This is a genomic window from Rudanella paleaurantiibacter, assembly GCF_009184635.1.
GTDB lineage: Bacteria > Bacteroidota > Bacteroidia > Cytophagales > Spirosomataceae > Rudanella > Rudanella paleaurantiibacter.
Genome location: NZ_WELI01000007.1, coordinates 40,620 through 66,504, shown reverse-complemented (window position 1 = coordinate 66,504; position 25,885 = coordinate 40,620). Strand labels below are relative to the sequence as shown.

Sequence of the window (25,885 nt, the reverse complement as noted above, 5' to 3'; positions counted from 1 at the left end):
GGGTTTGTCAGACGGCGAAAAACAGAGGTATGGATGGCTTAACGGCCGGTTGCCAACTCAGAACCGGAAATAAATAAACGGGTTGTACGTGTCGGCGGCTAAGTACATGACCGCAGCGATAAACAGGCCAAACAACCCCATCGAGTACACCACCTCCCGAACGGCCACGGCGGGCAAGCTCTGCCAGAACCGCTGAAACCGGTGGTACACAGGTGTAGCCAGCACCACAGCGAGGCCCAGCGATACCAGCACTTCAGTATTGATGAAAAACGAAAGCGGATAAGCCACATCGGCCGGGCTTGCGCTCAGGCCAGCCATCTTGCTCAGATACGCCAGCGCGCTGCTCAGATCGACCGCCCGGAAAAATACCCAGCCTACCAGTACCACCAGCAGGGTGTACACATGCCCCACTGCGGCCGGGGCACGCTCAAGCCGCTTACCCAGTCCGGCGCGTTCAATCAACAGAAATACACCGTGGTAGAGGCCCCAGACAATGAAATTGAGACTCGCCCCGTGCCACAGGCCCGTCACAAAAAACACAATCAGGAGGTTGCGATAGGTTTTAAACTCCCCGCCCCGGTTGCCTCCCAACGGGATATACACATAATCGCGGAACCAGCTCGACAGCGAAATGTGCCACCGACGCCAGAAATCCTGAATAGACCGGGCGATGTACGGATAGTTGAAGTTTTCTTTGAAATCGAACCCCACCATTTTACCCAGACCGATAGCCATATCGGAGTAGCCCGAAAAGTCGAAGTAAATCTGGAAGGTGTACGCCACAATACCCAGCCAGGCCGTAGCCGTGCTGATGTCAGACAGTTGCGCGTTAAAAATCTGGTCGGCGAGGCTGGCAAACGTGTTGGCCAGAAGAATTTTCTTGGCCATACCGATGATAAACCGCTCGGCCCCAACACCAAACTTTTCGATGGTCACGTGCCGTTCTTCCAGTTCGGGGGCAATGTCGGCGTAACGCACAATAGGCCCGGCTATCTGATGCGGAAACATGGCGACGTAGGTGCCGTAATTGATAAAGCTCTTGTTGGCCCGGATACGCCCCCAGTAAATGTCGAGCGTGTATGAGATACCCTGAAACGTGTAAAAACTAATGCCAATGGGCAGGGCAATAGCCGCCAGTTCGATGTTGTCGGCTCCGGGCAGACTCAGGGCCTCGGCAAAGCCCCGCACCGATTCTACAGCGAAGTTGCTGTACTTGTAATAAAACAGCAACGACAGGCTCCCCACCAACGAAAGCCACAAACCGGCCGTTCGTTTGCCCTGCTCAATCAGCCGCCCGGCTATGAAATTGATACCCGCCGACAAGAGCAGAATCAACACAACGATACCTTCTCCCCAGGCGTAAAATACCAAACTGGCCGCAAACAAAAACGCGTTTTTAAAGCGTGTGGGCAGCAGGTAGTAGATAAACAGAAAGGTGGGCAGGTACAGAAAAAGGAATATGGCCGAGCTAAAGAGCATGGGAAAGGACTACGTTTCGGGACCAAAATTAACAATCCGCCAACAAAGCCCACGTATCTCTTAGCGAAGGGGGCAGAGTGCCCTTTGGTGCTACCCTCCGCTCTCCCTCGAAAAGGTCTGAATTAGCAGACGTTACAAGCCCCCTTGATTAGTCAGGGCAAACGTTTTCAACACCCCCTCATGAATTCAGGAGGGGGCCTGGGGGTGGTGACCCGGCCCCACAAAAAACAACCCGGCCACTACAGCGACCGGGTTGAACAAGCCTACATGGCCACACCCGTTTAGAAGAACGAAATACGGAACACAAACGGACTTCCGTAAATAGCCTGATTGAGTCGGTTACCATTGTAATTCAGATTGTACAGGGCCGTGATATTCACCCCCGCCAGTCGGCCCACACGCTGCGAAAACGTGAGGCCCAGCAATGGAGCCGTTACGCTTGCCGTTTGCCGACCGCCGTTGATGTTATCGATCACCTGAATGGCACTGTTATCGACCTCACCATGCAGGTACAGGTTCGGAATGACCGAGGGCAGTGCCTCAAACATCACAAACCCCCGCGCCCCAAACTGATTGTACGTCTCAAACGGAATGGTGCGGCCCGTAACCCGGTCAATGGCTTTGTAGCGCGTGTAGGTGTAGCTACCGCCAATGCCCAGCACCAGCCGCTCCGACGCCTGATACGCCACCACCGGGGCAGCCCCCAGACTAAACGGGTTACCAAACCGAAACCCGGTAATGCCGCCACCCACGCGCAAACGCTGCCAGAACGGCAACGGCCGACCCTCGGGCGTTTGCGTACGGAGGGGCTCGTACCCCTGATTACCCCGCTCCCGGTCTTCGGGGTCTTCGGTGATTTGCCCAAAAGCCATGCCGCTGCTCAACAGCGCAACAGCCAGTAAAATACGACGAATATGTCTCATGGTTCGTTTATAGTGTGCAGCTCGCGGAGTAGGTTCGGCCCATGAGCCCGGTTGGGGGCAGCACGAGCACCGAGGCTCCGCAAACTAAATGAAAGAACGAAAAAGGGGTACCCGAAATTTTTTAGAACACAAACTGCTTTACCTCGGCATCGTTTAAGAGCCGCTTGATACACTTTTCGTGGGCTTTATCGGGGCCCGACACCCGCCATTGTCCGATAATCTCATTACCAATACGCTCCTGACGCCCGCGTCGTGGCACCAGCCCGCACTCTTCAAACAACCGCTCGTAATGTTGCAGCGTTTTGTTTTTAAAGGTTGTCACGATTTTATAATCGCGCTGCTGGTTTTTGGAGCCAATCCAGTTGGAAGTTCCTACCATGAGCCAGAGCGTAGCCAGTACTACCGCAGCTCCCAACAGCCCGATGTCGTAATGCCCACCGCCGATGCACATGCCCAGGGCCCCCACCGCCCAAACGGTAGCGGCCGTTGTCAGGCCCCGCACCCGGTTGTCTTCCTTAAACACGATTCCCGCGCCCAGGAAACCAATCCCGTTCACAATATTGGCGGCAATCCGGTCGCCGGAGTCACCGATGCGCTCCGAAGCCAGCGTAAACAAAGCCGCCCCCACACAAATCATAATCATGGTCCGAAACCCCGCAGCCTTGCTGTGGTATTCGCGCTCAACCCCGATCAGGCCACCCACCAGCAGGGCCACCAGCAATCGGTACATATCTTCCTCGACAAAATTCATGGCTGAATGGTTGGTAAAAAACAACGAATCGACGGGCAAGCTACCCAAATCTTCTGGCCCATTAACAAGCCAACGAATGATTGGTTTCCAGAAACCTAATTCCGTTGAAAACCGTTAGCCTACAGATACGGTTTGCTTAACTTTCTGAATGAACACAACCTCCGGGAACCTTGCGGAAACAGGCCCAATCGTCGCTATTGACGACCTCGATCCGAAGCAGTACATCCTTATCAAAGGAGCAAAGGTACACAACCTGAAAAATGTTGACGTTGCCATTCCCCGTAATAAACTGGTGGTCCTGACGGGCCTCTCAGGCTCCGGCAAATCATCGCTCGCGTTCGACACCCTGTTTGCCGAAGGCCAGCGCATGTACGTGGAGAGTTTGAGCAGCTACGCCCGCCAGTTTTTGGGTCGGATGGAAAAACCCGAAGTGGAGTATATCCGGGGCGTGTCGCCCGCCATTGCTATCGAGCAAAAAGTATCGACGCGCAACCCCCGCTCTACGGTCGGCACCAGCACCGAAATTTACGATTACCTCAAACTGCTCTTCGCCCGGGCAGGTACTACCTACTCGCCCGTGTCGGGCCGAGCGGTGCGCCGGGATACCGTGACCGACGTGGTCAACTATATTTTTGCGCAGGCCGCCCCCCCCGACCAACCCACCGAGCGGGTCATGATTACCACGCCCCTGCTCATTCATGAGGGCCGCACGCTGGAGTACGAACTCAGGATTCTGTTGCAAAAAGGCTACACGCGGGTGGTGATCGACAACGGTACAACCGACCGGCCCGACCGACAGGTGCGGCAGATTGAAGACCTGCTCGAACTCCCCACCGACGAACTGAACGCGCTCGCCAACACGGCCCCGCTCGAACTGCTCGTTGACCGCGGTACGGTACTGCTCGATGATAATGGCCAACCCGACGAAGATACGCAGTACCGATTCTCGGATTCGGTACAAACGGCTTTCAACGAGGGCGACGGCACTTGCCGCGTTGATGTGGTGAGCCGGGGCGAGTCGCAGCTATTTTCAGATAAGTTCGAACTTGACGGGATTGCGTTCGAAGAGCCGAGCGTGAATCTGTTCACGTTCAACAACCCCTACGGAGCCTGCCGCAGATGCGACGGTTTCGGGAAGGTACTGGGCATTGACCCCGATTTGGTGGTGCCCGACAAAAATCTGTCGGTGTTTGAAGGAGCCATTGCCCCCTGGCGGAGCGAGAAAATGAGTGAGGAGTTTCTGAAACCCCTGTTGCGCAATGGTATTCGGTTCGACTTCCCCATTCACCGACCTTTCAAAGACCTTACGCCGGAGCAGAAAGATTTGCTCTGGACAGGCAACGCGTACTTTTCGGGCCTGCACGATTTCTTTGTGTGGGTCGAAAGCCAAACGTTCAAGGTGCAGTACCGGGTGATGCTCTCGCGATACCGGGGCAAAACCACCTGCCCCGAATGCCGGGGCTCGCGCTTGCGCAAAGACGCCAGCTATGTAAAACTGACCGGCAACGATGGCCATAAAATCTCGATTACCGATCTGGTTCTCATGCCGATCACCGAGGTAGCGGCTTACTTCCGCGCCCTCGACCTGCCCGCAACTACCCAGAAAGTAGCCGGTCGGATTCTGGTCGAAATTCGGAACCGGCTCGATTATATGGAACGCGTGGGGCTGGGCTACCTGACCCTCAACCGGCTCACCAATACCCTGTCGGGCGGTGAGTACCAGCGCATTAAACTGGCTACCTCGCTTGGTTCGGCCCTGGTAGGCTCTATGTATATTCTGGACGAACCGAGCATTGGCCTCCACCCGCGCGATACCCGCCGACTCGTGAGCGTACTCGAATCTCTGCGCGACATGGGCAATACCGTGATCGTGGTTGAGCACGAAGAAGAAGTGATGCGGGCCGCCGACCAACTGATCGACATTGGCCCCGAAGCCGGCACCGGCGGAGGGCATTTGGTGTTTCAGGGCTCCTTAAGGAGCGAGGAGCGAGGAGCGAGGAGTGAGGAGATAGAGCTCGCGCAAGCAACTCCTCACTCCTCACTCCTCACTCCTCACCGTCCGGTAGCCTTGCCCTTCCATTCCCACACCCTCGACTTCCTGACGGGCCGCGAAACCATCGCGACGCCCACGTTCCGGCGGAAGGGTATGCATTTTATCGAGCTGAAAGGTGCCAACGAGAACAACCTCAAGCACGTAGACGCCCGGTTTCCGCTCAATACCCTGACGGTGGTCACGGGCGTGTCGGGCTCAGGTAAGAGTACGCTCATCCGAAAAGTGCTGTATCCGGCGCTGGCCCGCCTGAAAGGTGAAGGCTCCGAAGAAGCAGGCCGCTACAGCGAACTTACCGGTAGCCTCGATCAGATCACGGCCATCGAGATGATCGATCAGAACCCGATTGGCAAATCGAGCCGCTCAAACCCCGTCACGTACATCAAAGCCTACGATTATCTTCGGCAGGTGATGTCGGAGCAACCTATTTCAAAAGCTCGCGGCTACAAGCCGAGTCAGTTTTCGTTTAACGTCGACGGGGGGCGCTGTGAGGTTTGTCAGGGTGAAGGCGAGGTAAAGGTAGAGATGCAGTTCATGGCCGACATTTACCTCAAATGCGAGGGCTGCAACGGTCGGCGGTTCAAGCAGGAGGTGCTCGAAGTAACGCTCCACGGCAAAAACGTGGCCGATATTCTGAGCATGACCGTGGATGAAGCCATTACTTTCTTCCGCGAAGCCGACCCCAAAATGGCCGACAAGCTACAACCCCTGCAAGAGGTTGGGCTGGGTTATGTGGGGCTGGGGCAATCGGCCAACACCTTGTCGGGTGGTGAGGCTCAACGGGTGAAACTGGCGTCGTTTCTGAGCAAAGGGAATCCTAACAAAGGCGGCACCCTGTTCATTTTCGACGAACCGACCACGGGTCTGCATTTTCACGACATCCGAAAACTGCTCAAGGCCATCAACGCCCTCGTGGATCAGGGCGACTCGGTGATTATCATTGAGCACAATATGGAAGTCATCAAAAGTGCCGACCATATCATCGACCTGGGTCCTGAAGGGGGCGAAACGGGCGGGTATATCACCTTTGCGGGTACACCCGAAGAGATGGCCCAACTCCCCGAAGGACAAAACTACACGGCTGATTTCCTGCGGGAGAAATTGTAACGTATTGCCCAATCCCCTATTGTTGTCTAATTTTGGCCGTTTTTGTGTGAGAACCCGGGACTTCCCAACTCGTACAGAAACCCTAACGGATAGATCACTCGAATTACTATGAGAGAAATACAGTTTCGCGAGGCCCTGCGGGAGGCTATGTCCGAAGAAATGCGCCGGGACCCGAAGGTTTTCCTGATGGGCGAAGAGGTGGCCGAATACAACGGTGCCTACAAAGTCAGTCAGGGTATGCTCGACGAGTTCGGACCGGATCGCGTATGGGACACCCCCATTGCTGAGCTGGGCTTTGCCGGTATTGGCGTCGGAGCGGGTATGAACGGTCTGCGGCCCATTATCGAGTTCATGACGTTTAACTTCTCGCTCGTTGCCATCGATCAGGTGATCAACAGCGCGGCCAAGGTCATGTCTATGTCGGGCGGGCAGTACTCATGCCCAATCGTATTCCGCGGCCCCACCGGTAACGCCGGTATGCTGTCGAGCCAGCACTCTCAGAACTTCGAGAACTGGTACGCCAATACGCCCGGCCTGAAAGTGGTGGTTCCGTCGAACCCCTACGACGCGAAAGGTCTGCTTAAATCAGCCATTCGCGACGATGACCCCGTGATTTTCATGGAGTCAGAGCTAATGTACGGCGACAAAGGTCAGGTGCCCGAAGAAGAATACCTTATTCCGATTGGCAAAGCCGATGTGGTACGCGAAGGCAACGACGTGACCATCGTTTCGTTTGGTAAAATGATGAAGGTAGCCAATCAGGCGGCCGAAGAATTAGCCAAAAACAACATCTCGGCCGAGGTAATCGACCTGCGTTCGGTGCGCCCGATTGATTACGCTACCATCATCAACTCGGTGAAGAAAACCAACCGGTGTGTGATTGTGGAAGAAGCGTGGCCATTGGCCGCCATCTCGTCGGAGCTGACGTACAACATTCAGCGTAACGCGTTCGATTATCTGGATGCACCGGTAGTTCGGGTGAACAGCCTCGACTTGCCGCTTCCGTACGCACCATCACTCATCGAGGTGATTCTGCCCAACGTGAAGAAAACCTTGCAGGCCGTTGATTCGGTTATGTACAAGAAATAAGCTGTCAAGCTGATTTTCCGGGCCCCGGTATCGTGCAGGTATCGGGGCTTTTTTGTGAGGTGAAATGGCATACATCGTACTTACTGAGACGCGATAGGTTGCATCTCTACGAATTGGATACTACTTATCACGGACGTTTACAGTACCGGACATTCGGACTTCAGACATTAGACGTTAGACTTACTACCATTCTGTAGGGAGGTTCAACATCTAATGTCCAGTAGTGAGACGCACGGTCAATTTCTTGAATAAAAAAAGCCCAAACCGGGTGGCCTGAGCTTTTGCAAAGTTTATACATCGTAAACGCGCGGAGGCACGCAGATATTTTGCAGTTGAAAAATAGTTTAATAATTTACCATAAAACAACTGATGTAACTAACACTATCCTCAAACCGTGCGTATCGAAACCAAGGTGATTTACGAGATCACCATGCAACATATTGGCTCGCTCAACACACTCCGGCAACGCGAACCGAACACTATCTTTTTCTCAAACCTGAAAAAAGCCGTTGAGGCCATCACGGCCGAACTCCTCGTGAACAACTGGCCTCTGAAAGTAAACTACACGGCCGTGTATAGGGGCGTAAAACAACGAAAATTTTACTCCTGCGACTTCGACGTAGCTGGTACCAAAGTGTTTCGAATTAAGGTAGTACCACGGGTGCTCAATCCGGCCTTACCCCGACTGGGTATCGACGAAAACCCGATTCGGTGAGACCGGCCGCTTAGTGCGCAGGCTCACCCGCTTCAATCAAGGTTGGTGCTGCTTTCTTGATGGCAGCAATGCCCCCCTCTACGTTCACCACGTTATCGAAGCCCCGTGCTTTCAGGATTGAGTTGGCCACCATCGACCGGTAGCCACCCGCGCAATGCACGTACACCGGTCCCGTGCGCGGAATAGCCGCCATGTAGTCGTTGAGGGTGTCGAGCGGCAGGTTCTCGGCACCGGCAAGGTGCTCCGGCCCAAATTCAACTGGTTTACGCACATCGACCACCGGGGCTGCGGGGTTCTGAGCGTGCCGCTGCACAAACTCCTCCGCCGAAATCGACTCCACCGTGTCGATCTCTTTACCGGCCAACTGCCAGCTGGCAAACCCACCTTCGAGGTAGCCCACGCAATTGTCGTACCCAACCCGCGCCAGCCGCAACACGGTTTCTTCTTCCTTACCCACGGGGGTAATCAGCGCAATGGGTTGTTCCAGATCAGGAATAAGAGCTCCCACCCACGGGGCAAACTGCCCGTTGAGGCCAATATTGATCGCGTTAGGAATAAAACCAGCCGTAAATTCGGCAGCCTCGCGAACATCGAGCATCAGGGCCCCGGTACCATTAACAGCCGCTTCGAACGCATCGGGCCCGAGCGATTGGCTCCCCCGCTGCATCACCTGATCGATAGACTCGTAGCCCTCCTTGTTGAGCCGGGCGTTCTGCGCAAAGTACAGCGGAGCCTGCGTGAGCCCGTCGAGCACCTGCGTCACAAACTCCTCTTTCGAGCGGGCCTGCAAAGCGTAGTTGAACCGTTTCTGATTGCCCAGCGTATCGGTGGTTTCCTTGCTCATATTCTTGCCACAAGCCGACCCCGCCCCGTGTGCCGGGTACACAATCAGGTCGTCGGGCAGGGGAATAATCTTGGTTTGCAGGCTATCGTAAAGCATACCGGCCAAATCCTGTTCGGTCAGGTCGCCTTTGATGGCCAGATCAGGTCGGCCCACATCGCCAATAAACAGGGTATCGCCGGTAAAAATGGCATGAGGGCGGCCGGTTTCGTCGAGCAGCAGGTAGGTTGTCGATTCCAGCGTGTGGCCGGGCGTGTGCAACACCCGAATTCGGAGCTTACCCACGTTGAACTCTTCGCCATCGCGGGCTACGTAAGCCTCATAACCGGTTTTAGCGTTCGGGCCGTACACAATAGTCGCACCGGTTTTGCGGGCCAGGTCGATATGGCCCGATACAAAATCGGCGTGAAAATGAGTTTCAAACACATACCGAATCTGTGCACCGGCCTGTTCGGCCTTACGCATGTACGGCCCGGTTTCGCGCAACGGGTCAATCACCGCAGCCTCACCTTCGCTTTCAATGTAATAAGCTCCCTGCGCCAGGCAACCCGTGTATAGTTGTTCGACAATCATAGTCCGTCTTCAGTTTACAGTCTTCGGTTTAGAGTTTTCAGTTGGGGTTGAGTCAAAGTTAATTAGAACACATGAGATCAACCTTTAACTAGCTCTAAATCAATTCCTTCAAAATAATGTATCCCGCTACGGCCAACACAAACCAGCCGAACCCTTTCTTAAGCTGGTCGGGGGCTACAAAACGGGCCAGGTACATACCCAGAAAAATACCGACGATGGATAACCCGGTAAATGGCAAGAGAAAATCCCAGTTGAGCCGCGTGTGCTGAAGGTCGCCCAGTAACCCGACAAACGAGTTGACAGCGATAATCAGCACGGATGTGGCCACGGCTCGGTGAATGGGCAACCCCGCCAGTAGCACCAGCATCGGTACGATCAGAAACCCACCCCCAGCCCCTATGGTTCCGGTAAGCAGGCCAACCGCCAGCCCGTCGAGGGCCAGGGTACCGTAGCGCGGCCGACCGTCGCGGGCCTCGCCCTGTTCGGGTTTCTGGTTGCGGATCATGGCGCGGGCGGCCATCACCATCACGAAGGCGAAAAAAAACAAAATGGCGTCTTCTTTAGCCAGGTAAGTATCGCCAAAACGGAAGATCGGGTCGGGCAAAGCAGGCACCAGAAACCGGCGCGACAGGTACACCGACAAAAACGAAGGCAAAGCAAAGGCCAGCGTTGTGCGCAAGTCGACCCGACCCTGCCAAAGGTGATTAACAGAGCCCACCATCGACGTAACCCCAACTACGAACAACGAGTAGGTAGTAGCCAGCAAGGGCGAAATTCCGAACCCATACACAAAAATTGGCACAGTCAGAATAGACCCGCCCCCGCCCGCCAGCCCGATTACCAGACCAACGAGCAAAGCAGCTGCATACCCAAAAAACGCTCCTCCTGTCATACCGAATAAAGAGTAACAACACCGCCTGTCGGGTGTGCCTGCCGCCTGAATTAATTGCTACCTTTGTACACCTCGCCACACCAAACTAAACGTAGGTCACAAACGTTATTGATTCGTAAACGCGACGCACATGTTACTTAAGATTCTGTTCATCATTGCTCTGCTCATCGCTTTTGTGCCCCCTGTCCGCCGGTTTGTCTTTTACCTGCTGGTTGGCCGTCAATTGGTGAAAGAGCAACGTCGCCAGACTCCTCCGCGTCGTCGGGAAGGCGACACCAAAGTCGATTACGTGCCACCCCGGCCCGACTCTCCTTACAAAGGTGGCGAATACGTGGATTACGAAGAGGTTAAATAAGTTTTGGATAACCAGCCAACTGTAAACAGAAGACTGTAAACTCGCCTTTAGTTTTCAGGTCGGTATTTTACGGCCTGCCCACTGAGCAGATAGCCATTTACCGTGGCGGTTGTGTAATACGTGTATTTCACATTGATGAGTGCATCGGCCCCGGCGCGCTGGGCTTCGAGCGTCATTTTAGCCAGCAGTAACTCTTTATCCTGCATGGTATTGCCCCGGCTCAACATACGACCATCCTGATTTTGACGCCGGTCGAGCGGTAACTCCTGTCGACTCTCCATCTCCTGCACCACATCATAAGGCCGGTACGGGCGTTCGTTCTCGTAAAAAACATCAATGGGGTATTTCGGGCCCGTCGAGATCGGAATAGCGGGCCGGAAACAACCGGTCAGTGAAAACAATAATCCTCCCAGAAGGAATATCCAGCGTAGCATACGTACTTAGACAGAATTAAATGTATAATGGATAGTGTAAATCGTTACAATGAAAAAGCTGATTATCAATAGGTAAGTCAATTCCCCATTATGCATTTTACATTACCCATTCGCTTATGAAGTGTAGTGGTTTACTAATCCGTTAGAGCGAAGCCAGTACCTCGGCCACCACCCGTGGGTAATGCGCGTGTTCGAGCACCTGCACTTTGCGGGCTACCTCGTCGGGGGTATCGGTCGGCGCTACGGGACAGCTTGCCTGATAAATAACCGCCCCCTCGTCGTAGTGTTCGTTGACGAAGTGAATCGTAATGCCGGATTCGGGCTCACCGGCGGCCACCACAGCCTCGTGCACAAAATGGCCGTACATACCCTTACCGCCAAATTTGGGCAACAGAGCCGGGTGAATATTGACAATCCGGTTCGGGAAAGCCTGCACCAGCGAGCCGGGTACGAGCCACATAAAACCAGCCAGCACAATCAGGTCGACGGCCTGATTCTGTAGCAATTCGGTGATCTGATTAGTCTGGTAAAACGTCGGGCGGTCAAACACGACCACCGGCGCATGTACCCGCCCCGTACCGAAGCCCCGGCGAGCGCGGTCGATTACCCCGGCTTTGGGGTTATTAGTCAAAACAAGGCTTACCGATACGCCCTCCTGATCGGCGAAATAGTCGGCTATTTTTTCGGCATTACTACCGGATCCTGATGCGAAAAGGGCTATTTTTTTCAAAATGTGTACTATTCAGCGATGAACGATGAGTGATGAACGATGAGTAAGCTCAATAAGCACACGATGATAAAAACTCATCACTCATCGTTCATCACTCATCACTTAACTTACGGGCCGAAATTACGAGGTTTTTGTAACTTTGTCGGAATGCTCCTTCTGCGTTAAGGTATGTTAACAACCCAATCACTAACGTTTGCTTACGGCTCCGACAAACAATTTGTTTTTCCAGACCTTCACTGTGCCGACCGCGAGGCTCTGCTGATCCTGGGTCGTTCGGGCACTGGCAAAACTACCCTGCTCCACCTGTTGGCCCTGCTGCTGAAGCCGCACAAGGGGTCAGTTGTGATTCACAATACCGACCTGACGCAACTTAGCGCGGCCGAGACTGCCGCCTTTCGGGCTAAGCACGTGGGTATTGTGTACCAGAAACCGCACTTCGTGGGGTCGCTGTCGGTACTCGACAACCTCGTACTGGCCAATTATCTGGCCGGGCAACCGCAACATAAAGACCGCGCCCGCCAATTGGCCGCCCAGTTGGGTTTTACCGACCGGCTCGACAAGAAACCCAACCAGCTGAGTCAGGGCGAACAGCAACGGGTAAGCATTGCCCGGGCGGTGATGAACGGGCCGAGTGTTATTCTGGCCGACGAACCGACCTCCAGCCTCGACGACACCAATACCGACCGGGTAATTGATCTGCTACGCCAGCAATCGGAGCAGATTGGGGCCAGTTTGGTAGTTGTTACCCATGATCAACGCCTGAAAGACGCCTTTGCGAATCGAGTCAACTTGTGAAAACTACCCTACTCCTACTCCTTTTACTACCTGTGCTGGCTCAGGCACAGAACCGCCGGAAAAAAGACTTTCTGGTCACGATGACAACGGACTTTGGCACCATGCGGCTTCTGCTGCACGACCAAACCCCAAAACACAAAGACAACTTCATTAAACTCGTCAACGATAAGTTTTACGACGGGCTTCTGTTTCACCGCATCATTGAGCGGTTTATGATTCAGGGGGGCGACCCCAACTCCAAAACGGCCGAAGCCGACCGCCCTCTCGGCAGTGGCGATGTGGGCTACAAGATCCCGGCCGAGTTTGTCCCGGCTCTATTCCACAAAAAAGGAGCTTTGGCCGCAGCCCGCGACGGAAACCCCGAAAAGGCCTCGAGCGGTTGCCAGTTTTACATTGTGCAGGGACGTGTGTGGGACGAGGCTGGTATGCAGCAGCAGATCAGCCGGATTCGGAATATGAATGGCCATGTACCCACTCCCGAACAGCAGAAGGTGTACCAAACGCTGGGTGGCAGCCCCCACCTCGACGGCAATTACACCGTATTCGGGCAGGTAGTTGAGGGGTTGGCGGTAGTCGATAGTATTGCCAAACAACCCCGCTCGGCACAAGACCGCCCTCTCAAAGACGTACGAATGACCGTTTCGGGGAAATGGGTCAAAAAGAAGAAGTTAGCGAAATTATATAACCTGTAGAGACGCAGAACCTTGCGTCTCTACCAGATGCAAGATTCTGCGTGTCTGCCAGACGCAACATCTTGCGTCTCTACCTGAAAATCATGCGTATACTCATTACGGGTGCCAACGGACTGTTGGGCCAGAAATTAGTGGACTTGTTGTCGAATAACCCCGAGGTGGACCTTATTGCAACCGCCCGCGGGGCTAACCGACTGCCCTACACCGAAGGTTACACGTACCGGAGCATGGACATCACGAACGAGCAGGAAGTGCTTGCGGTGATAGGCGACGTACGGCCCGATGCCGTGATTCACGGGGCCGCCATGACCGATGTTGACAAGTGCGAACGCGAAAAAGACGCTTGCTGGGCGCAGAATGTGACCGCCGTGGAATACATTGTGGAGGCTTGCCGGCAAACCGACGCGTTTCTGTGCCATGTCTCCACCGACTTTATTTTCGACGGGGCTGCCGGGCCGTACGATGAGCAGGCTCTGGGCAACCCCATTAGTTTCTACGGCTGGAGCAAGTACGCAGCCGAAAAGGTGGTGATAAACGCCGGACAGGTGGGTAAACCTATTCGCTGGGCCATTGCCCGGACGGTGCTGGTGTACGGCATTGCCCACGATATGAGCCGCAGCAACATTATCTTGTGGGTGAAGAAGTCGCTCGAAGACGGCAAGAACATTCAGGTCGTAACCGATCAGTTTCGGAGCCCAACGCTGGCCGAAGACCTGGCGGCTGGTTGCGCTCTCATTGCCACCCAACAGGCAGAAGGTATCTTTAACATCTCGGGCAAAGAAGTGCTCACGCCCTACGAAATGGCGATTCAAACGGCCGACTTCTTCGGTCTCGACAAATCGTTGATTGCGCAGGCCGATGGCTCTACGTTCAAGCAGATTGCCCGGCGTCCGCCCCGCACGGGTTTCGATATCACCAAGGCCCAAACGGTGCTTGGCTACAACCCGCGCAGCTTCTCGGAGGGCATTGCCATTCTGGCCGAGCAGATTGGGCAGCGCGTGTAGTTTGTCTATATCAGCCTGGCAGACGCTGGAGTAGCGTCTGCCAGGCTGATATAGCGTTATACCGACATCTTCTCGCTTTCAGCTACTAAAGCAGGCTTGCCGGGGATATAATGCCGAAAAAACGAGCCGATCTTCATTTGGAGAACCCCAAAAACGGCTTCTTTGAAAATCTTGGTCGACATTTTGGAGGTGCCTTTAGTGCGGTCAGTGAAGATAATGGGCACCTCAACGAGCCGGAAACCGTATTTCCAGCAGGTAAATTTCATCTCGATCTGGAAAGCGTACCCCACAAACCGAATCCGGTTTTGCAGAATTGTGTCGAGCACCCGGCGCGTGTAGCAGATAAAGCCCGCCGTCGGGTCCATGATGGGCATACCCGTCACAAACCGCACATACACCCCGGCAAAGTACGACATCAGCACCCGGCCCATGGGCCAGTTCACCACGTTGACACCTTTGATATAGCGTGACCCCACGGCCACATCGGCTCCCTCGCGGGCGCAGGCGTGGTACAACCGAATCAGGTCATCGGGGTTATGCGAGAAGTCGGCATCCATCTCGAAAAAGTAGTTGTACCCCTGCGCCATCCCCCACCGGAAACCGTCCAGATACGCCGTTCCTAAACCGAGTTTACCCTTCCGTTCGAGCAGGTGCAAGCGGGCGGCTGTGGCCATACCCGCCATTTCGGCCTGAATGTCGCGCACGACCTGCGCCGTGCCATCGGGCGATCCGTCGTCGACAATCAACAGATCAAACGGGCATTCGTCAGCTCGGCCATTCGGGTCGCGCAGCGAAAACACTTTGCGGATAATGGCTTCAATATTCTCAATCTCGTTGTAGGTCGGGATGACCACCAGGCATTCTCTCACGGCGATAAAAACGAGGGGGGAGGCTCGTTGTTGGTAAAACACAAAGAACCGCGAAGTTCGTGCTTTCTGACTGTTAAAAATTGTTATCGACTATTTTTTTGCCACTACCATAGCCCGGCCCGGTATGGTCAGGTAGTTGATAACCCGGTGCGGTTTGAGCCCGGCCCCGGCTTGCCAGTCTTTTATCTCGGCAATGGAGTAGTTACCGGCCGTACTTGTGAGGCCATAGAACAAATCGGTGGAGCCGCCCACCAGTTCGGGTTTAGCACCGGTTTCGGGCCGGATAAACTCATTGATGATGTAGACCCCACCCGGCCGCAGAGCCCGCGCTACTTTTTGCGCCACAGCCCGGTTTTGTTCGTCGTTGAAATGGTGCGCCAGGCTCGACATTAGAATCACATCATACTGTTCGTGGCCAAAATCGTCGGTGAGGGCGTTGCCCGGCCGGTGCTGTACGCGCTCGCCCAACCCCAGCCGGGCCAGCAACGGGGCCGCCTGCTCAATGGCCTCGGGGAGGTCCAGAATGGTGGAGCGGAGAGCCGGAATCCGGCGGCAAAGCGCCACCGAATGCTGCCCGTGCGAACCGCCAATGTCGAGCATATCGGTAGCCGTTTTGGCAACGGGCGCTTTGCGCCCAAACTCTTTTGCTTCGGTGCCGGTAGCCGCCAGCATAGCGTTCTGGTAGTACTGCCACTGTTCGGCCGTCAGGTGGTCGTGGTAATGAATCCCTTTGCCGGTTTGCAGGTACTCGCCCATTTTATCGAGCCAGGGCCACATTACTCGGTTGTTGAACAGCATCATACCGTACACCGACTCAGGGTTGTCTTTGAGCACCCATTTCCGGGCCGATTTGGTCAGGGTAAACCGCTCGTTTTGGTACTTAAAATAGCGCAGGGCCGTGAGCAGCCCCATCAGCTCGCGGGTGGCTTTGGGGTGCAGGTTGCAGGTTTGGGCAACGGCGGCTACGGTATCGGCCCCGGCAGCCACGGCCTCAAACACCCCTTTGTCGGCGGCTTCGAGCACGGCTTTGGCCACTACGGGCATAATCTGCACGTGGGCGAGTGGCCAGGGCACGATGTCGGCCCGCAGGGCGAGCCATTCGAGGGGGTTGTCGGGAGAAATAGATAGCTGCATGGGGAGGTTAGTGTAGTTTTGGGTTTATGGTTTTTTGTTTATGGTTTGCGCAAACTGGCTTTCGGGCAGGTGTACAACCACCAAACGAGTACCCTGCCGTCAGACGGGTAAACCAGAAATGAACTAACCCAAACCACTGAATTACATAAACACCAAAACCCCGGTAATAGGCCGGAAAAATCTGTTTCCTGACTATTTACCCCCACGCCCGGCACGCTCCAGGCGGTCGAGCGCAAGCACGCGACTGAGGCTCTGCCAGGCCCAATGCAGTTGCTGCTCCATTCGTTGCCAGTCGGCTTCTCGAGGCACCGGATTCCGGCGACGGGCCTCGTCGTACTGCCGGATAGCCTGCGCCCGCAACACGCCATAATCGGCAAACCGGGCCGGGGGTAATCCGTAGAGCGTACCGGCACTTTGGGCCAACGCCCGCGCCAGGTCGTCGTACGAGGAGCGGCTCGGGTTGCGGTGCATCGCCCAGGCTTCCACATCGAGCCGGGCCATAGCCTGCGGGTCGAACGACTCGCCCGACAGCCGTTTGACGGCCGTGTAATAATCAACCAGCAACGGCACAGCAGCTTCGTAATCGGCAGAGGTACTCCCTTCTTTGAGCACAAAAGCGGCTCGACTCGCCTGAAACGCCAGTCCGTACGACCGCCAATACGGTGTGTTGAATTGATTCCGAAGCCCACCCGCCAACTGCCGGTAAAGCGAAACGCGGCCGTTGTTGACGTACGACCGCCAAATGGCCGTTTCGATGCGAGCCACACTATTAGGATCGAATTGTCGGATGCTGTGCGGTCGGGGAATCGCTAAATCGGTCACGACCCAAACCACCAGTCCAACTACGAGTAAAATACCCAACCACCACCCGGCCGAGCGCCGGTTAAACCATCGATTCATTGTAAAACGTTTGACATTCGCCCACGGGGCGCCTATTTGGGCTGCAAGTTACGGAGTTCATCGGGATTGAGATTTTACAACCACCCCCTAGCCCCCTCCTGAAAAACAGGAGGGGGAAGTGCGAGCTTTCAACTTGACTAATTACAGAAGCTTGAAATACGTTTTGCCTTCTATGGCTTACCACATTGACGATCAGAAGGCGAAGACAACACCTTCCACCCCGAATAACAGAAAAATTTTATCCGGTTCCTCAGATTGTCTGGCAAGTCTCCCCCTCTTGTTTTTCAGGAGGGGCCGGTGGTAAAAACGGGTCAGTGTCGGTGGTCCCTCAAAGACCACCTACTTCCCCGAACGGCTTGCTTTATCGTCGGCCGGTTTTTCGTCGAGCGAATAGGTGAGCTTGTTCAGGTAAAACACCTCGCGGGCGTTGAAGCCCTGCCGGGGGTCGTCAATGATTTTCTGAAACCCGCAGGCCAGAAAATAATGCCCGTACCAGGCCGCCAGGTTTTCGTGTTCGCTATCGGTGATTTTCTGCCGTTCGTTGGCACCCACCTTGAGCGAGAAATTCTCACGCTCCCGAATCGTCCGGTTACCCTGCATCACCTCCAGGTTGATTTCGCCTTTGTAGGGGTACGCCAGCACCAGCTTGTCCTCTACCTGCGATACCTGCACCCGCTCCACCAGCTCGTTGCTTTCCATGTCTGGAATAGGCAGGCAATTGTCCCAGAGGAGATTACCCTGCCGGTCGAAGCCACACACAATGGCGTGGGTGTAGCGGTAACTATCAAAGTACCGGTCGACGGCCGAGGGCCCTACGCGCGGAGTACTGATGGCGTACGGCAGGGCATTACCCCGGTACTGCGGAAAAAACACCTCGGCCACCAGCAACAGCCCATCGTGGGTCAGAATAGGGTCGTGTACGAGCAGCCGGTAGCGAAATTTGGTTTCCCGGTTCTCCTGCTTGCGCTTGTCGATACGGGCCTGCATTTTCTGCTGCTGCTTCGGCTTCAGGTACTTGAAAAAGTTTTGCAGGGCCGAAAACTCAATGTACTGAATCCGGTCGGCATCGGCGGGGCCATTCTCATCGTGTCGGATGCGGGTCACGTAAATACCCTGCGAGTAGGGCGTACAGTCGGCCGAGTAATTGCCAATAAGCAGCAGCTCATCATCATTGACGGTCAGAAGCTTACCCGAAATAAGGTTATGCTCGTCACCACCAAACTCCAGCGTCCGAATCGGCTTGGTATCATACCCGTACGAGCGTACCGAAAACTGACAGCCGCGTTTCTGGCTATGTACCAGTACGTGTACTTCGCGACGAATCGGGTCGACCTCGATACTGCTGATTTCGATATGGTTGACGTACAGACCCGGCAATACTTTGGCCGTGCGGTCGAAAAACGAAAAAGCCATGACCACCGGCCGGGTGCTGTGACTCCCGCCGATATACGCCAGATTCTCCACCACTTTAAAATGATGGATGTCCATACCGTTGAGTAAATCGCCCTCGAAGGTTTCGACTAAGCCGTCGTTGAGGCCCACCCGCAGCACCTGAATATTATCGGTATTATCTTCCTGAAAAAGCCAGTACAGGAAGTTTTGGTCGTGGTACGAAAGCCGGGGCTCAAACCGGCCATCGGCTTTAAACTGAGCACTCCAAAGCTCTTTGAGGTCGGTGCTGTAGGCCTGAAACCGAAACTGAGCCGGGTCGTTGGGGTAATAGCCCCCTTTCCGAACCGTTACCAAAACGCCTTTGAGGCCGAGCGTCGTAACGTCGAATGACTCCTGCACGTTGGGGTCAACGGCAAATTCGAGTCGGCGGGCCTGCTCCAGCTGCGCCTGTGCGCCGACCATCGCTCCCAGCCACCCAATCCAGATAAGAAGTAGTTGTACCCGCATGAATTTCAGCTTGTCCGTAGTGAGGTAAAGTTAAACGTTTAACGCTGCATATCCTGTATCAAACATCCGCGTTGTACTTTTGCACCCGAAAACTCCCGTCGGGCCACTGAACCGACCGCATCGAATGGATTTACAAGCGCAACTAAAGGCCGCCATCGGGCAGGCGATTACCACGATTTACGGCGAAACCGTTACTGATATCACCCTCCAGCCTACCAAAAAAGAGTTCGAGGGCCTTTACACGTTCGTTACCTTTCCGCTCACCAAAGCCCTCCGCAAGTCGCCCGTCGAAATTGGGCAGACCATCGGGCAATGGTTGCAGGAAAACACCGATGTGGTCAGCCGATTCAACGTGGTGCAGGGCTTCCTGAACCTGAGCGTTGCCGATTCGGTCTGGACCGATCTGCTCACGGCTCTGCGTACCGAGACCCCTGCTCCGGCACATCGTGGCTCGGTGATGGTCGAGTTTTCGTCGCCCAACACCAACAAGCCGTTGCACCTGGGTCACTTACGTAACAATTTTCTGGGCGAATCGGTTAGCCGAATTCTCGAAGCCAACGGTTTCGACGTAGTGCGGGCCTGTATTGTCAACGACCGGGGCATCCACATTTGTAAGTCGATGCTGGCCTACCAGAAGTTTGGGCAACTACCCGACGGCACCTGGGAGACGCCCGAATCGGCCGGTCTGAAAGGCGACCACCTGATTGGTAAATACTACGTACTGTTCGACAAGGCCTACAAAGCCGAAATTGAGCAGTTGGTAACTGAGGGCGTAGACAAAGAGAAAGCCGAAAAGCAGGCTCCGCTGATTCTGGAAGCGCAGGCCATGCTCCGCCGGTGGGAACAGGGCGATGCCGAAACGGTGGCCCTGTGGAAGCAAATGAACGAGTGGGTGTATGCCGGCTTCGACGCCACCTACCGCAAAATCGGTACCCATTTCGACAAAACGTATTACGAATCACAAACCTATTTACTGGGTAAGGAAGTGGTAGAAGAAGGTCTCCAGAAAGGCGTTTTTTACCGCAAAGACGATAATTCGGTCTGGATTGACCTCACCGCCGAGGGGCTCGATCAGAAACTCGTGCTCCGCTCCGACGGTACTTCGGTGTATATCACGCAGGACCTGGGCACCACCGATCTGAAGTTCAACGACTTTAAAAACGACCGCTCGATCTGGGTGGTGGGCAACGAGCAGGACTACCATTTTCAGGTTCTGTTCTCGATTATGCGCCGGTTGGGCCGTCCCTATGCCGAGGGTTGCTACCACCTGTCGTACGGCATGGTCGACCTACCGTCGGGCAAGATGAAGTCGCGCGAGGGTACCGTGGTCGATGCCGACGATCTGGTATCGACCGTGACCGAAGCCGCCCGCACCGCAGCCGACGAAGCCACCAAAGGCAAGGTCGATGAGTTTACGGCTGATGAACAGGACATTCTGTTTCAGATGGTCGGGCTGGGGGCACTCAAGTACTTTCTGCTCAAAGTCGACGCCCAAAAACGGATGCTGTTCAACCCGGCCGAGTCGGTCGATGTGCACGGACATACGGGGCCGTTTATTCAGTACACCTACGCCCGTACGCGCTCCATCATGCGCAAGGCGGCCGAGCAGGGGCTGGCTATTCCGGCCGAGCTGCCCGCCGTGTCGTTCCACCCGTCGGAGCAGCAACTGTTGTTTTTGTTGAGTCAGTACACACAGCGCGTTGCCGAAGCCGGCGACGATTACGCGCCCTCGTACATCGCCCAATACGCGTACGAACTGGCCAAGACGTTCAATCAGTTCTACGCCGACGTATCGATTCTGAACGAACCCGACGCCCGTATGCTGACCGTGCGGCTGGCCCTCACCGACCTGGTGGGGCAGACCATCAAGAAAGCGATGGGGCTGCTGGGCATTGAGGTACCTGAGAAAATGTAAGCCATAGACGGTCAAAACCTTTCGTTTTAACAATGGGTTGTTTAGTTGCATCGATAACGATGTCTGCCAACAACCCATTTTTTGCTTACCTCCGTGAAACGTACACTCACTGTATTTTCTCTGGTCATCCTCGCACTGGTGACCGCTAATGCTATGTCACTCTCAACACTGGTCAAAGGCATTTTCAGCGACAAGAAAGCTGCTGCCGCTGCCCCTGCAAATATGGAAGCCCCCGCAAAAACACTGTTCGATTTCACGGTGAAATCGCTCGACGGTAAAACCGTTGACCTTGGCAAATACAAGGGTAAAAAAGTAGTGATTCTGAATACGGCCTCAAAATGCGGCTACACGCCCCAATACGCCGACTGGGAGAAATTCTATAAAGCGTACGGCAACAAAATTGTGGTGCTGGGTTTCCCGGCCAACAACTTTGCCGGGCAGGAACCGGGCAGCAACGACGAAATTGCCTCGTTTTGCCAGAAAAACTACGGCGTCACGTTCCCCATGTTTGATAAAGTCGAAGTGGTAGGCGACAATCAGCACCCGTTGTATAAGTGGCTCTCTAAAAAGGAGCTGAACGGCTGGAACGACAAAGCACCTACCTGGAACTTCTGCAAGTACGTAATTAACGAACAAGGTCAGCTAACCAACTTCTTCGCATCGGGCGTGAAGCCCGACGACGCGGAGTTCAAAAAAGCAGTCGGCATCTGATCCAATGCATAATGTGTAATGCGTAATGATGAATGGGTTGGCTACCGGCCGCTATTTGTCATTACGCATTACACATTATACATTACGCATTACTATGAAATCTTGGATTGCCGCTGCGCGCCCCCGTACCTTACCATTAGCCCTGGCCAGTATTATTCTGGGGAGTTTTCTGGCCTATGCTACCGGCCATTTTAGCCCAATCATTGCCGCACTTGCCTGCCTCACAACGGTTTTTCTGCAAGTACTCTCAAACTTCGCCAACGATTATGGCGATGCCGTGTCGGGCAAAGACACCGCCGAACGGGTAGGCCCGCGCCGGGCCGTTGCTACGGGCGATATTACCAAAGAAGCCATGCTCCGGGGCATTGTGGTCACGGCCGTACTCTCGCTGGTAGCGGGTATCTGGCTCCTGATCGAGGCCACCCGCGTGGGCGGCCAAGTGGTGTTCTGGTCGTTTTTTATTCTGGGCCTCGGTTGTATTGCAGCCGCTATTGGGTACACCAACGGCAAGCGGCCCTACGGGTACGCCGGCCTGGGCGATATTGCCGTGCTTATTTTCTTCGGCTGGGTAGGCGTGTTAGGCACCTACTACCTGCACGCGCTCACGTTCGATTCGCTGCTGCTGCTGCCCGCTACCAGCGTGGGGCTGTTTGCTACGGGCGTGCTGAACATTAACAACATTCGTGACATTGAAACCGACGCCAAAACGGGCAAAAACTCCATTCCGGTCCGGCTTGGGCGAGCGGGCGCTATTCAGTATCACTGGGCGTTACTGCTGGCTGGCATGATCTGCGCCCTGCTGTATTCGGTCATGACCTCGGCACCGTCGGTCACGTATCTCTACCTGCTCTCGTTTCCGCTGTTTGTGCTCAACGGTCGGGCGGTGGCCACCCACCGGCAGCCGGGCGAGCTGAACCCACGGCTGGGTCAACTGGCCCTTTCGACACTCGTGTTTGTACTGCTGTTCGGGATTGGGCAGGTGTTGGCCTGAGTGTTAGCGTAACCCCACCAGCTTACGATGTTCGGTTGTTTGTGCCACTTCGGGCGGCAAATGCGCCAATATTTCCCGGCGCAGCGCGTCGATGAGTCGGCGCTTAAGCCCATTTCGGTGCAGAAGCAAACTCACCTGACGAACCGGCTGCGGCTCGCCCAACGGCCGCAGTCGCGCCCGGCGCGGCTCCTCCATGTCGAGCGTGGCCAGATACGGCAGTAAGGTGAAGCCCTCCTGCCGGTCGATGAGTTTGATGAGGGTTTCGAGCGAGCCGGTTTCGTACCGCAGGGCCGACCGGTTTCGTAAATCGGCCCCACAAAGGTTCACTACCTGATCGCGGAAACAGTGTCCTTCGGTCAGGAGCCAAAGCCCTTCGGCCTGTAAATCGGCTGCCGACAGCTCCTGTTGACCCGCCAGAGGGTGCGAATCGGCCACGTAGCCCACAAACGGCTCCTCGAACAATGGCTTCTCGGTAAGGCCCATCTCGTGCAGGGGCGTTACGGCCAGGCCCACATCGAGCAGCCCCTTCCGCAGCTGTTCCACAATGTGTTCGGTGGTGAGTTCCTGAATCTGCACCGAGACGCCCGCAAATCGGTGCATAAACGACCCAATAAACAAGGGCAGCAGATACGGCGCGAGCGTCGGGATAATGCCCAGGCGGAGTTCCCCGCTAATTTCGTCGCTCGACTCTTTCACAATCTCGGGAATACGGCGGGCCGCCTGCACCACCTCCCGCGCCTGCAACAGAATTACCTGCCCCACCTCGGTTGGCACTACGGGCTGACGCGAACGGTCGAACAACTGCACCCCCAGCTCGTCTTCCAGCTTCTGAATCTGCATACTGAGCGTCGGCTGGGTCACATGACAATGCTGGGCCGCCGTGGCAAAATGCCGGAATGTATCGACCGCGATGATGTATTCGAGTTGCGTTAACGTCATATTGATTGTAAATCTACGGGTCTGAACACCAAACAAATTGCCTTCCAAATTACTTTTGCCCTTAAACTCGATTCTCCTTTGCTCATGCGCAACCGTTTTTTACTCATAGTCGCTCTTCTGATGAGCGTTTCACCTCTGCTGGCCCAACGGTCGAAATCCGACAATCCGGCCGCACCGGGCTTCGACGTGGCCGGTTCTGATCCCCGTGCCGTACAAATTGCCGACGAGGTGATGCGGGCAATGGGCGGACGCAAAGCCTGGGATCAGACCCATTTTATTGCCTGGACCTTTTTCGGAAACCGACGACTGGTTTGGGACAAATGGACCGGTAACGTACGGGTTGATAACCTCAAAAACGACCAGACGGTTGTGCTCAATATCAACAACGATCAGGGACGGGTGTACCGTAATGGCAAAGAAGAAACGAATACCGACTCGGTGGCCAAGTACGTAAAAGCGGCCAAAGGGGCCTGGATTAACGATTCATACTGGCTCGTGATGCCCTTCAAACTGAAAGATTCGGGCGTGACGCTCAAATACATCGGCACCGACTCGACCGAGGCCAAACAGCCAGCCGATGTGCTGCAACTGACCTTTAAGGGCGTGGGCAACACCCCCGACAACAAGTACAAAGTGTGGGTTGATAAAACTACCCGGCTAGTATCGCAGTGGGCGTACTACCCCAAATTCACCGACGAAAAACCGGGTTTTATTCTGCCCTGGACCGACTACCAGACCTACGGCGGCATCAAGCTATCGGGTAAGCGTGGCCCCCGCGAACTGTCCGACATTCGGGTGTTCAGTGGCCTGCCCGGCGAGGTGTTCACCTCGTTTGAACGCCCGGACCTGAATCGATACTAACCTCTTGAAGTTTACAGTTTTCGGTTTACGGTTTTCAGTTAGGTTGCGAAATGTAAGAACAACTGAAAACTGTAAACCGAAAACTGTAAACTCCTTTTTCGTGTTACCCGAACATGGAATCACCTGTATTATACCCATCCGTCAACAAATCAAAACCACGGGGCAAAACCGGCGTTCTGCTGGTTAATCTGGGCACCCCCGACAGCCCGGCCGTGCCCGATGTGCGTAAGTACCTGCGTGAGTTTCTCATGGATGGTCGCGTTATTGATATTCCGGCCCTGCCCCGGTTCTTGCTGGTTAATGGAATTATTGCGCCATTTCGTGCGCCCAAATCGGCCAAGACCTACCGCGAAGTCTGGACCGACAATGGCTCTCCGCTCAAATACTACGGCGAAGTAGCCGAGCGCGAGCTCCAACAGCGGCTCGGCACAGACGAGTACGAGGTTAAGCTGGCTATGCGCTACCAAAGCCCCAGTATTCCCGACGGGCTGGCGCATTTTCAACGGCTCGGCCTTACCGAGATCATCGTGATCCCGTTCTTCCCGCAGTATGCTTCGGCCACAACGGGTTCTGTGTACGAGAAGGTGATGGACATTGTGTCGCGGTGGCAGATTATCCCCGAAATTCGGTTCGTCAACAGCTTTCTCGACCACCCCAAGTTTGTGGAGGGTTTCGCGCAGCTGGGCCGCAAATACATGGCCGAGCGCGCCTACGACCACTACCTGTTTAGCTACCACGGCCTGCCCGAACGTCAGATCCGCAAGGGCGACGTGACCAAGCAGGTGTGCAAGCTGGGCTCCTGCTGCGACTCGCTCACGGCCATGAACCAGCATTGCTACCGGGCGCAGTGTTTCGAAACCACGCGCCTGCTGGTCAAAGCGCTGGGTATTCCAGAGGGTAAATACACAACCTGTTTTCAGTCGCGGCTGGGCAACGACCCCTGGATCAAGCCCTACACCGAAGACGTCATCAAGGAACTCCCCAAGAAAGGCATTAAGAGTGTGCTGGCGTTCTCGCCCGCTTTCGTGGCCGATTGTCTCGAAACAACCATCGAGGTTGGCGAAGAATATAAAGAGGTTTTTGAAGAAGAAGGCGGTGAACACTGGCAACTGGTCGAAAGCCTGAACGATAGCCCCATCTGGATTGACCTGCTCGAAGATCTGGTAAAATCGAAAGCGTACCGGTAGTCTAACCGACGCGAAACCTATACCTGCCGCTGACTCCCACCCGAGGAGT

At 55.0% G+C, this 25,885-nt stretch carries 24 protein-coding genes; 12 read left to right on the top strand and 12 right to left on the bottom strand.

Features of this window, described 5'->3' with window-relative positions:
• Positions 1 to 57: 57 nt before the first annotated feature.
• The 3 genes from F5984_RS17680 to F5984_RS17670 all read right to left on the bottom strand — a co-directional run bounded on the left by F5984_RS17680 (position 58) and on the right by F5984_RS17670 (position 3,153).
• Entirely contained in the window at positions 58 to 1,479 is a 1,422-nt protein-coding gene (locus F5984_RS17680; protein ID WP_152125559.1) for an MBOAT family O-acyltransferase, read from the bottom strand.
• A gap of 281 nt (positions 1,480 to 1,760) precedes the next feature.
• Positions 1,761 to 2,402, bottom strand: coding sequence for a hypothetical protein (locus tag F5984_RS17675; protein WP_152125558.1), 642 nt, complete (start codon positions 2,400 to 2,402; stop codon positions 1,761 to 1,763).
• Between the two features lie 121 nt (positions 2,403 to 2,523).
• On the bottom strand, positions 2,524 to 3,153 hold the full coding sequence (locus F5984_RS17670; RefSeq protein ID WP_152125557.1) for an MgtC/SapB family protein: 630 nt from the start codon (positions 3,151 to 3,153) through the stop codon (positions 2,524 to 2,526).
• 148 nt (positions 3,154 to 3,301) lie between these two features.
• On the opposite strand from F5984_RS17670, the gene F5984_RS17665 reads away from it, so the two are divergent.
• The 3 genes from F5984_RS17665 to F5984_RS17655 all read left to right on the top strand — a co-directional run bounded on the left by F5984_RS17665 (position 3,302) and on the right by F5984_RS17655 (position 8,114).
• Entirely contained in the window at positions 3,302 to 6,310 is a 3,009-nt protein-coding gene (locus tag F5984_RS17665) for an excinuclease ABC subunit UvrA (protein ID WP_152125556.1), read from the top strand.
• Positions 6,311 to 6,418: 108 nt separating this feature from the next.
• Entirely contained in the window at positions 6,419 to 7,399 is a 981-nt protein-coding gene (locus tag F5984_RS17660; protein ID WP_152125555.1) for a pyruvate dehydrogenase complex E1 component subunit beta, read from the top strand.
• Positions 7,400 to 7,829: 430 nt separating this feature from the next.
• Positions 7,830 to 8,114 carry a hypothetical protein gene (locus F5984_RS17655; RefSeq protein ID WP_044130517.1) on the top strand — a complete coding sequence of 95 codons (285 nt, stop codon included), beginning with the start codon at positions 7,830 to 7,832 and terminating at the stop codon, positions 8,112 to 8,114.
• Between the two features lie 10 nt (positions 8,115 to 8,124).
• On the opposite strand, the gene F5984_RS17650 is transcribed toward F5984_RS17655, so the two are convergent.
• Together F5984_RS17650 and F5984_RS17645 are read right to left on the bottom strand one after the other, a co-directional pair.
• Complete coding sequence (locus F5984_RS17650) at positions 8,125 to 9,528, bottom strand: MBL fold metallo-hydrolase (protein WP_152125554.1); 1,404 nt, start codon at positions 9,526 to 9,528, stop codon at positions 8,125 to 8,127.
• A 94-nt stretch (positions 9,529 to 9,622) separates the two neighbouring features.
• Positions 9,623 to 10,420 carry a sulfite exporter TauE/SafE family protein gene (locus tag F5984_RS17645; RefSeq protein WP_152125553.1) on the bottom strand — a complete coding sequence of 266 codons (798 nt, stop codon included), beginning with the start codon at positions 10,418 to 10,420 and terminating at the stop codon, positions 9,623 to 9,625.
• 130 nt (positions 10,421 to 10,550) lie between these two features.
• Between F5984_RS17645 and F5984_RS17640 the strand changes: the two genes are divergently transcribed.
• Positions 10,551 to 10,775, top strand: a complete 225-nt coding sequence (locus F5984_RS17640; RefSeq protein WP_152125552.1) for a DUF4834 domain-containing protein — start codon at positions 10,551 to 10,553, stop codon at positions 10,773 to 10,775.
• A 47-nt stretch (positions 10,776 to 10,822) separates the two neighbouring features.
• Here F5984_RS17640 and F5984_RS17635 read toward each other — a convergent pair whose 3' ends face one another.
• Complete coding sequence (locus F5984_RS17635) at positions 10,823 to 11,209, bottom strand: hypothetical protein (RefSeq protein WP_152125551.1); 387 nt, start codon at positions 11,207 to 11,209, stop codon at positions 10,823 to 10,825.
• Positions 11,210 to 11,351: 142 nt separating this feature from the next.
• Positions 11,352 to 11,939 (bottom strand): phosphoribosylglycinamide formyltransferase, encoded by a 588-nt coding sequence (purN, locus tag F5984_RS17630; protein WP_152125550.1) that lies wholly within the window; start codon positions 11,937 to 11,939, stop codon positions 11,352 to 11,354.
• A gap of 168 nt (positions 11,940 to 12,107) precedes the next feature.
• Between purN and F5984_RS17625 the strand changes: the two genes are divergently transcribed.
• The 3 genes from F5984_RS17625 to F5984_RS17615 all read left to right on the top strand — a co-directional run bounded on the left by F5984_RS17625 (position 12,108) and on the right by F5984_RS17615 (position 14,430).
• Positions 12,108 to 12,734 (top strand): ABC transporter ATP-binding protein, encoded by a 627-nt coding sequence (locus F5984_RS17625; protein ID WP_152125549.1) that lies wholly within the window; start codon positions 12,108 to 12,110, stop codon positions 12,732 to 12,734.
• Positions 12,731 to 13,426 carry a peptidylprolyl isomerase gene (locus F5984_RS17620; RefSeq protein ID WP_246169101.1) on the top strand — a complete coding sequence of 232 codons (696 nt, stop codon included), beginning with the start codon at positions 12,731 to 12,733 and terminating at the stop codon, positions 13,424 to 13,426. The genes F5984_RS17625 and F5984_RS17620 overlap by 4 nt, the downstream gene beginning before the upstream one ends.
• An 80-nt stretch (positions 13,427 to 13,506) precedes the next feature.
• The gene (locus F5984_RS17615; protein WP_185155557.1) at positions 13,507 to 14,430 is read left to right on the top strand and encodes an SDR family oxidoreductase; all 924 of its coding nucleotides are present in this window, start codon (positions 13,507 to 13,509) and stop codon (positions 14,428 to 14,430) included.
• A gap of 56 nt (positions 14,431 to 14,486) precedes the next feature.
• On the opposite strand, the gene F5984_RS17610 is transcribed toward F5984_RS17615, so the two are convergent.
• From F5984_RS17610 to F5984_RS17595, 4 genes are all read right to left on the bottom strand, one after another.
• Entirely contained in the window at positions 14,487 to 15,299 is an 813-nt protein-coding gene (locus tag F5984_RS17610; protein ID WP_152125547.1) for a polyprenol monophosphomannose synthase, read from the bottom strand.
• A 90-nt stretch (positions 15,300 to 15,389) separates the two neighbouring features.
• Entirely contained in the window at positions 15,390 to 16,433 is a 1,044-nt protein-coding gene (locus F5984_RS17605) for a class I SAM-dependent methyltransferase (RefSeq protein ID WP_152125546.1), read from the bottom strand.
• Positions 16,434 to 16,625: 192 nt separating this feature from the next.
• Positions 16,626 to 17,333 carry a hypothetical protein gene (locus F5984_RS17600; protein WP_152125545.1) on the bottom strand — a complete coding sequence of 236 codons (708 nt, stop codon included), beginning with the start codon at positions 17,331 to 17,333 and terminating at the stop codon, positions 16,626 to 16,628.
• Between the two features lie 339 nt (positions 17,334 to 17,672).
• A complete protein-coding gene (locus F5984_RS17595; protein ID WP_246169099.1) occupies positions 17,673 to 19,232 on the bottom strand; it encodes a hypothetical protein in 1,560 nt (519 codons plus the stop codon).
• A gap of 124 nt (positions 19,233 to 19,356) precedes the next feature.
• Here F5984_RS17595 and argS point away from each other — a divergent pair, with 124 nt between their 5' ends.
• From argS to F5984_RS17580, 3 genes are all read left to right on the top strand, one after another.
• Positions 19,357 to 21,147 (top strand): arginine--tRNA ligase, encoded by a 1,791-nt coding sequence (gene argS, locus F5984_RS17590; protein WP_152125544.1) that lies wholly within the window; start codon positions 19,357 to 19,359, stop codon positions 21,145 to 21,147.
• 93 nt (positions 21,148 to 21,240) lie between these two features.
• Positions 21,241 to 21,858 carry a glutathione peroxidase gene (locus tag F5984_RS17585; protein ID WP_152125543.1) on the top strand — a complete coding sequence of 206 codons (618 nt, stop codon included), beginning with the start codon at positions 21,241 to 21,243 and terminating at the stop codon, positions 21,856 to 21,858.
• Positions 21,859 to 21,952: 94 nt separating this feature from the next.
• On the top strand, positions 21,953 to 22,849 hold the full coding sequence (locus tag F5984_RS17580) for a 1,4-dihydroxy-2-naphthoate polyprenyltransferase (protein ID WP_152125542.1): 897 nt from the start codon (positions 21,953 to 21,955) through the stop codon (positions 22,847 to 22,849).
• Positions 22,850 to 22,852: 3 nt separating this feature from the next.
• On the opposite strand, the gene F5984_RS17575 is transcribed toward F5984_RS17580, so the two are convergent.
• Entirely contained in the window at positions 22,853 to 23,788 is a 936-nt protein-coding gene (locus F5984_RS17575; protein WP_152125541.1) for a hydrogen peroxide-inducible genes activator, read from the bottom strand.
• Positions 23,789 to 23,872: 84 nt separating this feature from the next.
• Between F5984_RS17575 and F5984_RS17570 the strand changes: the two genes are divergently transcribed.
• Both F5984_RS17570 and hemH read left to right on the top strand, forming a co-directional pair.
• Positions 23,873 to 24,649 carry a hypothetical protein gene (locus tag F5984_RS17570; RefSeq protein ID WP_152125540.1) on the top strand — a complete coding sequence of 259 codons (777 nt, stop codon included), beginning with the start codon at positions 23,873 to 23,875 and terminating at the stop codon, positions 24,647 to 24,649.
• Between the two features lie 113 nt (positions 24,650 to 24,762).
• Positions 24,763 to 25,836: a ferrochelatase gene (hemH, locus tag F5984_RS17565; RefSeq protein ID WP_019989753.1), complete on the top strand. Its 1,074-nt coding sequence runs from the start codon at positions 24,763 to 24,765 to the stop codon at positions 25,834 to 25,836.
• Positions 25,837 to 25,885 lie beyond the last annotated feature (49 nt).